Here is a 9,930-nt window from a genome sequence, read left to right on the forward strand (position 1 = left end):
TCTTTAACAAACTTTCATTTAATAAGAACAATAAGGATTGGCAATACAATAAAGGAGGCTAAAGTAGTCCAAAGGATAGATTTAGAAACAATCTTTGACGATGCATTAAATTTTTCAGCTAGGACAACAGCATTTACTGCAACAGGCATACAAGCTAATATAAAAAGGATTGAATATAATGTTCCTTTTATATTTAGAAGATACAAACAGAATAGCGCTACTAAGGGCGACAATAATAATCTAATAAATAAGCCAGACCAAAAAGCTACTTTAACTCTTGCTTCTAGACTTTGCTTCTTCACCCTCACCATTTGTGCTCCTAGTATAGCTAATACAACAGGAGAATAAGCTTCTGCTATCATTGTAATGCCTTTTTCAATACCTGTAGGTAAAGGGATTGAAAAACAACGAAGGACAATTGCAAATAAAGCTGCATAGATTGCTGGAAGAGAAAAGACAGATTTAATAGCATTCTTTACAGAAAACTGTGAACGGGCTGCAAAATATACACCAATGGTGTTTATAATAATCATCTGGATAACAACATAAACAGATGCTTTGTCTAATCCAAGATGTCCTAATACAAGTAAAATAAGAGGAAGTCCATAATTTACACTATTCGTAAAAGTAGAAACTAGAGTAAGGCCAGCGACTTCAGAAGAGGTTAACTTTAATATTTTTCCTATAACATTTGCAACTGCCCACAATAACAATAAATTTAAAATAGAAAAGGCAAGTGTCATATATACGTCATTGAACGAAACTCTAGCTGTATGTAATGTGTCAAAAATGATAGCTGGAGTTAGGAAGTAAAGATAAAAAGTTAATAAAGGTTTTGTTTCCAAGTTCTTAAAATGGGCAAGAAGTGCTCCTCCAATGACTGGTATAGAAAGAGGTAGCATTGCATGGAATAAGATAGAAAAAACAGATTGCATCATTGAAACAGATCCCTTTCTATAAGTTGTTATTACCTTCCATCATAACGTAAGAATAAAAGGTGAGATGCGTGAATTCCTGTGAAATAAAAGTAATAACTGAGTGAAAATTAAAATTCATATTGTATAATAATTATACATTAGCTCCTTAGTTTTAGACCGTATGGTTAAAACTTAAAGGGCCTAATGAAAAAGCAGCATTTCGTGTTTTGATATGCTCCCAATTAAGTAGACAGAGTAAATAAAAAATCTGTTTGCTTAATTGGGGGCTTTTTTATGAGAAGAAAAACTTATTCTGCACAAGAAAAATACGAGATAATCGTGGCATATGAAAAGCGAAGTGTCTCCTCACGAGAATTTTGTAGTAAATATGATTTGTATAGAGCGACAATTAATAGATGGATTTATCTCTATCGAACATATGGATTAGAAGGACTTCAGACTTCAAGTGAATGGAAAAGATACTCTATAGAGATAAAAACGGCGGCTACCCTTGATTATCTTTCAGGGAAGTATTCTCAATCAGAAATAATCCGTAAATATGAAATATCTCACCGTTCAGTATTAATGAAGTGGATCAAGAATTATAATGGCCATAGAGCATTTAAAAACGTGGGGAAAGGTATGAGAAAATCTATGGCAAAAGGACGGTCCACTACTCTAGAAGAAAGAGTGGTAATAGCGAAACATTGTTTAGAGAATGGAAAGAATTATCTACAGACTGCAGAAGATTTTAATGTTTCGTATCAACAGGTATATCAGTGGGTGAAAAAATTCGAGATAGGTGGCAAAGGTGGGCTCTTCGATAAACGTGGAAAAAAAAGAAGAGAATCGGAACTTACATCAGAAGAAAAACATCAAAAAGAAATAAAACAATTGGAAATGGAAAACGAGCGCTTACGCGCTGAAAATGCCTTTTTAAAAAAGTTAGAAGAAATCGAAAGGAGGAGATTTTAAGAAAAGTCCATTCAATAGACGTCTATATGTCCATCCAAGAACTTCACCAGAACGAAAAATATCCTATTTTACTATTATGCCAAATAGCGAAAGTGTCACGTTCCGCCTATTACAAGTGGCTGAAACGCACTCCATCTACCAACGAGAAGTTGAATGAAGAAATAGTGGAAGAAGTGAAACAGCTACATGAGGAACTAGGAGGAATTTATGGATATCGGCGGATGACATTGAAAATAAATCGAAGATTTAAGCAACCAATTAATCACAAACGTGTTTACCGATTAATGAAATTATTTGGTATTCAGTCTGTCATTCGACGTAAACGAACAAGATATAAACCAAGTTCACCTAAGCATATTACAGAGAATGTACTGAATCGGGAATTCCATGCCAAGAAACCAAACGAAAAGTGGTTAACAGATGTAACAGAACTTAGCTATGGAAGATCTGAGAAGGCTTATTTAAGTGCGATATTAGACTTATATGATGGCTCTATTGTGAGCTACGTCTTAGGTACTTCCAACAATAACCCTTTAGTTTTTAAAACGTTTGAACAAGCGTTGAAGAGAGAGCCAGGAGCTACTCCCCTATTGCATAGTGATAGAGGATATCAATATACTTCTCCTTACTTTAAAAAGAAGTTAGAAGAAGCAAAAGTAGTACAGAGTATGTCTAGAGTGGGCAGGTGTATTGATAACGGGCCAATGGAATCTTTTTGGGGGACATTGAAGTGTGAAAAATACTATTTAAAGAAGTATAAAACCTATGAAGAACTTGAGAAAGAAATTAAGGAATACATATATTTTTATAACAATGAGCGATTACAAAAACGATTAAACGGCCTTAGCCCCTTAGAATACAGAGCTGAAGCCGTTTAGAAATTTTTATTTATTTCCACTGTCTATTTGACAGGGGGCAGTTCATTTTACTACGGGATGCTGCTTTTTATTAGTATTTATATCTGCTAGTTTAATATTTCGAAGTTATTTTGGAAATTATTTAATTAGTTAGCTGCCTTTGCCGCCTCAATTGCAGCTTCATAGTTTGGATGTTCTGTTACCTCATCTACATACTCTGCATATGTCACAAGATCATTAGAATCTACTACAAATACTGAGCGAGCTAGTAATCTTAATTCTTTAATTGCTACACCAAATGCTTCACCAAATGATAAGTCGCGATGATCTGAAAGAGTTTGAACATTCTCGATTCCATTTGATCCACACCAACGTTTTTGGGCAAACGGTAAATCTACGCTAACTGTTAAAACCTTTACGTTGCCAAGCTTTGCCGCCTCTTCATTAAAACGACGTGTTTGTGCATCACATACACCAGTATCGATTGAAGGAACAACACTGATTAAGCGCACATATCCTTTTGAATCGTTTAAGGTTACTTCAGATAAATCGTTAGTTAGTACTGTAAAGTTTGGAGCCTTTTCTCCTACCTTTAGTTGACTACCAAGCAATGTTACTGGATTTCCTGCAAATGTTACTCCCATAAAAAATTCCTCCTCTTTTGATATGTATACGTGCTCATATTAACCTCGATATTTGAATAATGCAACAATTATTATTTTTAAAAATTATAAAATCAGGTGGTAAAAGAGGTTGCTCACAAAGAATTTTTGGCACCTATTTTAACCTGTTATTTTTCACTCAATGAGACTTAGCAGTTTATGTTTAGAAATAAATGTTGCCCCCATTAAGGCATAAAGTTATTAGTATTTCTAAGCTTTAATCAAGACACTTTGCTTAAAGGTTTTAAAGCAAAATATAGATATAATTCAGAGATTTTTTTATCTTTAACTCCAGAAAAATAAATTTATTTTAAATAAAAAATTCTAATAATTCAATCTCGTTATTGACGAATCAATATTCTAGATGTACACTTAAGTCACAAAGATACTTAGTATACAAGTTACCTAAGTGTACTAATTTATATCATAACCAATATATCCTTTAGCAAAACAGCAAGTCATAATTTAATGAGGTGACTAAAAATGAAAGACATTAGTATTCAAGAATTAAAAGAAAAAGCTATTGAATTAAGAAAAACAGCCCTTACGATGATTTATGGAGCACAATCTGGCCATCCAGGAGGCTCACTTTCTGCAGCTGATATTATGGCAGCGCTTTATTTTAAGGAAATGAATGTTGACCCAAACAATCCTAATTGGGAGGATCGCGATAGATTCGTACTTTCCAAAGGCCATGTTTGTCCTATTCAATACTCAGCTTTAGCTTTACGTGGTTTTGTTCCTTACGAAACGATATACACATTAAGGGAATACGGTTCTCCATTTCAAGGACATCCAGATATGAAAAAGTGTAAAGGCATTGATATCTCTACAGGTTCTTTAGGCCAAGGCCTTTCTTGCGGAGTTGGAATGGCAATAGCAGGAAAACGTGATTTTAAAGACTATAGAGTTTTTGCATTAGTAGGAGATGGAGAGTGTCAAGAAGGGCAAATTTGGGAAGCTGCTCAAACCGCAGTTAAATATCAATTAGATAATTTAGTGGTATTCGTGGATAATAATAGACTTCAAATTGATGGATTTTGTGATGAAATTATGCCTTTACAAGATTTAGAGAAAAAATTTGATGCATTTGGATTTGAAACAAAACGAATCAATGGACATTCTATGGAAGAGATTGTTGAAACGTTAGATGAAGTAAGAACCGCGAAGAATGGAAAACCAAAATGTATCATTTGTGACACGGTAAAAGGTAAGGGAGTTTCTTTTATGGAGGATGTGGCTGATTGGCATGGAGTTGCTCCTAATGAAGAACAATATCATCAAGCAATGGAAGAAGTGGCAGGAGGTTTAAAATAATGAGCATACTGGAAAAAGATCTTACAGTAAAAAAAGCTACGAGAGAAGCTTTTGGGGATGAAATCGTAAAGTTAGGTAAAGAAAACAAAAATATTTATGTCATTGATGTGGATATTGCTAAGTCGTGTAAAACGGTAAACTTTATCAAACAATTACCCGATCAGCATATTAATGTCGGCATTGCAGAACAGAATGCAGCTGGGTTAGCAGCTGGTCTTGCGACAACTGGTAAAATCCCTTTTGTAAGCACTTACGCAGTTTTTGGTTCCTTAAGAATGCTTGAACAAATTAGACAAGAAGTCTGCTACCCTAATTTAAATGTAAAGATTGCTTGCTCGCATGGCGGTCTTACTCCAGCTAATGATGGAGGAAGTCATCAAGCTATAGAAGATATGGGTGTATTGAGATCGGTTCCAAATATGACAGTAATTATGGGAGCTGACTATTATTCTACTAGAAAGTTAGTCGAACAAGCTGCTAAGGTATATGGACCTGTCTATCTTCGTTTTACTCGCGATACTGTCCCAATTATTTATGATGAAAATGAAGAGTTTACAATTGGGAAGGCCAAGCAAATCAAGGATGGAAGCGATATAGCTATTATTGCCAACGGTGATACAGTACGACTCGCGTTAGAAGCAACTAAAGAATTAGAAAAACAAGGAATATCCGTGAAACTACTAGATATGCATACCATTAAACCATTAGATCGAGAAGCAGTGGTCGATTGTTTAAATATCGGCAAAATTATTACAGTTGAAGATCATAATATTCTAAATGGTCTTGGTAGTGCCGTATGCGAAGTAGTTGCTGAAGAAGGAAAAGGTACAGTTCGAAGAATTGGTGTACAGGATCAATTTGGACAATCGGCACCTTATGAAAAACTATTAGAGTTAAATGGAATTACTGTAGAAAATATTATCAAAACGGCTAAAGAGCTGATTTAAGATTAATTAAACGAAATAGATAAAGTTGATAAGATGGGGGAAGTATAATATGTTCGATTTAAAAGAGAAAGTAGCGATTATTACCGGTAGTGGTTCTAAAAAAGGGATTGGACGTACAATTGCCCTAACGCTTGCGGAACAAGGAGCCGCAGTTGTTATAGCTGATATTAATTTTGATGGTGTACAAGATACAGTAAATGAAATAAGAGAAGCTGGCGGGAAAGCTTTAGGGGTAGAGTTAAATGTAACAAGTAAAAATTCTTGTGATGCAATGGTGAAGAGAACGCTTGAAGTATTCGGCAGAATTGATATTTTAGTTAATAATGCAGGGATTTCGCAAAAAGTTACAGTTCAAGATATGACGCTTGAAGACATCACAAAAGTGTTTAACGTCAATATGTTTGGTTTGTTCCTATGTACGCAAGCAGTATTAGAAACGATGAAAAACCAAAAGTATGGTCGAATTATCAGCCTTTCTTCTGTTTCAGCTAAAAGAGGTGGAGGAGTATTTGGTGGACCGCACTATTCTGCATCCAAGGCAGCAGTACTAGGCTTTTCAAAGAACTTAGCACGTGAAGTAGCTCTAGATGGTATTACAGTTAACTGTGTGGCTCCTGGACTAGTTAATACAGAAATTTGGAAATCACTTCCCGAGGAAGATGCAAAATCTGTGATCGATAGTATCCCTATGGGTAGACCAGGTGAAGTGAAAGAAATTGCAGCAACAATTGCATTCTTAGCTTCCAAAGAAGCCTCTTATATTACAGGAGAAGAAATTGATATAAACGGTGGCTCACATATGGACTGATATCTATATTATTCTTATACAGGCATGCCATTATGGTATGTCTGTATAACTGTTTCTATATTGACAACTCCTATAGTATAACAAGGAAGTTCTAATTGCATCGATAAAGATCTTTTGAAGAGAAGAAGATAGGCTTGTTGCCCCTAAAAATAGAACAGTATATAATGAATTACGTCCAATTAATTATGCCTAAAATGAGTTAATAAGCATAGAAAGGAGTGATTTCCATTAGTTTTAATCCAGTTTCCAATAATAAATTATATATTCAAATATATAACCAAATTCTTTCTGAAATTCAATCCGGGGCGTTTCAAGTAGGAGATAAACTCCCTGCTGAAAGAGAACTATGTGAGCAATTTGGTGTAAGTCGTGTACCTATCAGACAGGCCCTTAGTGCATTGGATTTAAATGGTTTTATTTATTCTCGCCAAGGCGAAGGCGTATATGTAAAGCAAGTTCAAGCTGAAAACCCCCGATCAACATTTTTAACCGAATCAGCATCCCCTGAAGATATTGTTGAGGCCAGAATGAATATAGAACCCCTTATTATACGGTTTGCAGCTTTGAGAGCTACAGAAGAAGACATTAAAGATCTACGTGCAACAATTGATAAGATGGAGGAAGAAACGAACGCAGGCATTTATGTGCCAGAAACAGATGAAGCGCTACATAACGGCATAGCAAAGGCTTCTCACAATGACTTATTTATTAGTATTATGGCGGCTATTAGTAATGCAATGAAACAGCAGGAAATGTGGAAATTTATAAGAGATAGAACTGTAACAAGACCTGATTACAGAGAAGTCAATTTTGATGAACATAAATTACTTATTAATGCCATTGAAAAACACGATGCAGAAGAAGCAGAGAGAATTATGAATTTTCATATGGAAAATTTATATGATCGCTATTGGAAAGGTTAATTCCAACTAATTTTTTTATTGTATTTATATCAAGTATAAAGATAAAAGACAGCTAAAATTAGCTGTCTTTTTTATGCTGAACAGAAAGGAGGAAGGTGGTTAACTCCAGCATCCCCATAATAAAAAATAAAAAGAAAAGCTTTAAGCATTGTTCATGTACGGAATTTAATAATATTCAGAATCTAGTTAATTAAATAATTATATTGACAATTTATAGATACATAAGTACACTGTTTATATAAGGTAACTTAGTATACAAGTATCTAAGTCTATAAGATGGAGGTAATGTAAACTATTTAAATTATTTTTCCTAATTCAATGTTATTTTAATAAGAACAGGAAAAGAAATCGCAAAATGTAAGCGTTTTTCAGTGGATGTTTAGCACAAGGATTTGGATTATTAGGTAGATGATTGGATTAGTAAATTACGTAAGTTGATAGTATTGCTATAGTGCTATTAAGGTTTTGGTATATGATGTTATCTAGTAGATTTTATAAGGTCATACATACATCTAGATTTTTCATTTCATCGTAAGTTTAAAGAACGAATCAATACTATAAGAAAACATTTAATTTATTCATTTTTATAAGATGAATTGAAAAGGGTTACAAAATTGTTAACTAGATGTTTTTAAGAGTTAAAAATAGATCAACCATTTTCTATATCAACATTATTTCCTTTATTATGACATTTGAATAGATGTTCAGGTTAAAAGCCTAAGGAAATCAAAGTTAGAGAAGAGAAAGATGGTAACCTAGGAGGAATTATTTTGGATCCACTTAACTTAGAGCGTTCAACTACCAAAAAAGTAACGTTAAGGCTCATTCCATTTCTATTTTTATGTTTTACTATATCTATACTTGATCGAGTAAATATTGGATTTGCCGCACTACAAATGAATGAAGACCTAGGTTTTTCCAATGCTGTTTTTGGATTAGGGGCAGGGATCTTTTTCCTTGGCTATTTCCTTTTAGAGGTACCTGGCAGTGCCATGATGACGAAAGTCGGGGCTAGAAAATGGATTAGTAGAATAATGGTTACATGGGCTGTGATTGCTATTTTAATGGCGTTCGTACAAACACCATGGCAGTTTTATACAGCACGATTTCTTTTAGGAGTTGCTGAAGCTAGCTTTTATCCTTGTATGGTCTTTTATCTAAGTGGTTTTTATCAAACGAAACATCATGCAAAAGCGATTGCAGGATTTATGATTGCTATCCCAGGTGCTAATGCAATAGGATCGCCACTTTCTACTTATTTATTAGGTATTGACTGGTTAAACATGGCTGGATGGCAATGGCTCTTCATTTTGGAAGCGATTCCAGCTCTGATCTTAGGTATTGTATGTTTCTTCTATCTTGACGATAAGCTCGAGGATGTAAAATGGTTGACTAAAGAGGAAAAGAAATGGTTAATCGATGTTACAACAAAAGAGAAGTTAGAAAAACAGGAAGCTAAACACTATACATTTGGTCAAGCTTTAAAAGACCGCGACGTATTAACCTTGTCCTTAGGCTATTTCTTCTGGATGGTTGGCTATTATGGAATTGTTATGTTTTTACCGACAATCTCAGAAGGTTTGTCTGAAACGACGTCTCTTAGCACGCATGCGATGGGCTGGATTTTAGGATTAATGTATGTGTGTGCAATGGTCACCATGATTTTGGTTAGTAACCACTCTGATAAGAAAAATGAGAGACGTTTTCACGTAGTTGCTTGTTTAGTAACAAGTGGAGTTGCACTGATTATTAGTAGCTATGTTGCAAATACGAACATTGTTTTATCATTTGTATTCTTAACAATTAGTCTTTGTGGGGCATTTGGTGCGTATTCTCCATTTTGGGCGATTCCACCATCTTTCTTAACTGAAGCTGCTGCTGCAGGTGCGATTGCTCTTATTAACAGTATTGGTAATCTAGGTGGGTTCTTCGGACCTTACATCGTGGGATACATTAAAGATATGACAGGATCTTTTAATGCTAGTATGACCTTTTTAGGTATTAGCATGTTTTTAGGTTCATTCATAGTAGCCTTCTTACTAAAACAGTCAGGGAAAGCTATTAAAAAAGGGACAGTAGATAAACTAGAAAAAACTAGTTAATCCCTATTTGGAAGAAAGTTTGTGTTAACGGAAGGGACTGACAGTTAGATTTTAATATCTGTTAGTCACCTTTCTTAAATGGATCAAAATAGCAGAGGTGTTTAGTAATGAGGAAGCTCGGAGTCTTAACAAGTGGCGGAGATGCCCCAGGAATGAATGCTGCTATTCGAGCAGTGGTGAAAACAGTTAATTATTATAACGTAGAAGTAATAGGAATTGAGGGTGGTTACCAGGGTTTAATAGAAGGTAAACTTCATGAATTAACCTCTACGGATATAGATTATATTGCGGATAAAGGAGGAACATTTTTAAAAACCTCCCGATGTCCAGAATTTATGAAGGAATCAGGCAGGCTCAAGGCATTAAATGTATTAAAGGGTCATGGAATGAATGATTTAGTAGTAATTGGCGGTGAAGGCTCT

The 9,930-nt window shown here is 34.7% G+C and carries 9 protein-coding genes; 7 read left to right on the forward strand and 2 right to left on the reverse strand.

Annotation, left to right across the window (positions count from 1 at the left end):
• Positions 1–14: 14 nt before the first annotated feature.
• Complete coding sequence (locus tag ACLHDF_RS24695) at positions 15–938, reverse strand: AEC family transporter (RefSeq protein WP_413921215.1); 924 nt, start codon at positions 936–938, stop codon at positions 15–17.
• 273 nt (positions 939–1,211) lie between these two features.
• On the opposite strand from ACLHDF_RS24695, the gene ACLHDF_RS24700 reads away from it, so the two are divergent.
• Positions 1,212–2,770, forward strand: a protein-coding gene (locus ACLHDF_RS24700; RefSeq protein WP_413921216.1) for an IS3 family transposase whose coding sequence is annotated in 2 segments (ribosomal slippage) — positions 1,212–1,854 and positions 1,854–2,770 — 1,560 coding nt in all. Because the reading frame shifts where the segments join, the coding sequence is not laid out codon by codon here.
• Positions 2,771–2,895: 125 nt separating this feature from the next.
• Here ACLHDF_RS24700 and tpx read toward each other — a convergent pair.
• Positions 2,896–3,393: a thiol peroxidase gene (gene tpx, locus ACLHDF_RS24705; protein ID WP_413921217.1), complete on the reverse strand. Its 498-nt coding sequence runs from the start codon at positions 3,391–3,393 to the stop codon at positions 2,896–2,898.
• A gap of 501 nt (positions 3,394–3,894) precedes the next feature.
• Between tpx and ACLHDF_RS24710 the strand changes: the two genes are divergently transcribed.
• The 6 genes from ACLHDF_RS24710 to ACLHDF_RS24735 all read left to right on the forward strand — a co-directional run.
• Positions 3,895–4,728, forward strand: a complete 834-nt coding sequence (locus ACLHDF_RS24710; protein WP_413921218.1) for a transketolase — start codon at positions 3,895–3,897, stop codon at positions 4,726–4,728.
• Positions 4,728–5,675, forward strand: coding sequence for a transketolase family protein (locus tag ACLHDF_RS24715; RefSeq protein ID WP_413918433.1), 948 nt, complete (start codon positions 4,728–4,730; stop codon positions 5,673–5,675). The genes ACLHDF_RS24710 and ACLHDF_RS24715 overlap by 1 nt, the downstream gene beginning before the upstream one ends.
• Positions 5,676–5,724: 49 nt before the next feature.
• Positions 5,725–6,483 carry an SDR family NAD(P)-dependent oxidoreductase gene (locus ACLHDF_RS24720; RefSeq protein ID WP_413921219.1) on the forward strand — a complete coding sequence of 253 codons (759 nt, stop codon included), beginning with the start codon at positions 5,725–5,727 and terminating at the stop codon, positions 6,481–6,483.
• Positions 6,484–6,701: 218 nt separating this feature from the next.
• Complete coding sequence (locus ACLHDF_RS24725; RefSeq protein ID WP_413921220.1) at positions 6,702–7,406, forward strand: FadR/GntR family transcriptional regulator; 705 nt, start codon at positions 6,702–6,704, stop codon at positions 7,404–7,406.
• A 770-nt stretch (positions 7,407–8,176) separates the two neighbouring features.
• Entirely contained in the window at positions 8,177–9,508 is a 1,332-nt protein-coding gene (locus ACLHDF_RS24730) for an MFS transporter (RefSeq protein ID WP_413921221.1), read from the forward strand.
• A 107-nt stretch (positions 9,509–9,615) separates the two neighbouring features.
• A partial coding sequence (locus ACLHDF_RS24735; protein WP_413921222.1) for a 6-phosphofructokinase occupies positions 9,616–9,930 on the forward strand: 315 nt, incomplete at its 3' end.

It is taken from the genome of Priestia megaterium (genome assembly GCF_046599315.1).
Taxonomy (GTDB): Bacteria; Bacillota; Bacilli; order Bacillales; family Bacillaceae_H; genus Priestia; species Priestia megaterium_F.